Raw genomic sequence first — 448 nt, 5'->3', positions numbered from 1 at the left:
AAATATACTTCCGATGAATATTCTTCCCATCATAACTAAACAACACAGACTTATTCTCAATATTCGTCTCTAAATGAACCCCTCTACCCCACAACTGATGAATATAAGGCACTACCTTCTCAACATACTTCACATCAAGTTCCATATTTTCATAGGAATGCTTCAAATAAAGCTCACCATTTTTTAAGTAATCGCCCTCTTGAGCAACGATATATGGGAATCCTCCATTTACTCGACTAACTACTAGTTGATCACGTACATTTTCCCATGCTTTATCAGTAACTTTATACTCCTTACCTTGTCGCTGGAATAGATACATATCTTCACGCATGACAAGATCTTTCGTTAAGTAGTTTCGTATAAATGAACTATCGGACTCTAATTCACGTACTTCAAACATTTTTTCTCTTCCGCTGCCAGGTTTAACACCTAACTCACGCATTTCTTT

At 36.4% G+C, this 448-nt stretch carries 1 protein-coding gene; it reads right to left on the bottom strand.

Annotation, left to right across the window (positions count from 1 at the left end; all coding sequences use genetic code 11):
* Positions 1-448, bottom strand: a 448-nt coding sequence (locus COJ46_RS19345; protein ID WP_141540908.1) for a SpoVR family protein, incomplete at both ends; no start/stop codon positions are given.

It is taken from the genome of Bacillus sp. AFS077874 (assembly GCF_002566505.1).
Lineage (GTDB): Bacteria > Bacillota > Bacilli > Bacillales > Bacillaceae_G > Gottfriedia.
The sequence above is the reverse complement of the archived record's forward strand: the minus strand, read 5'-3'. Positions and strand labels throughout refer to the sequence as shown.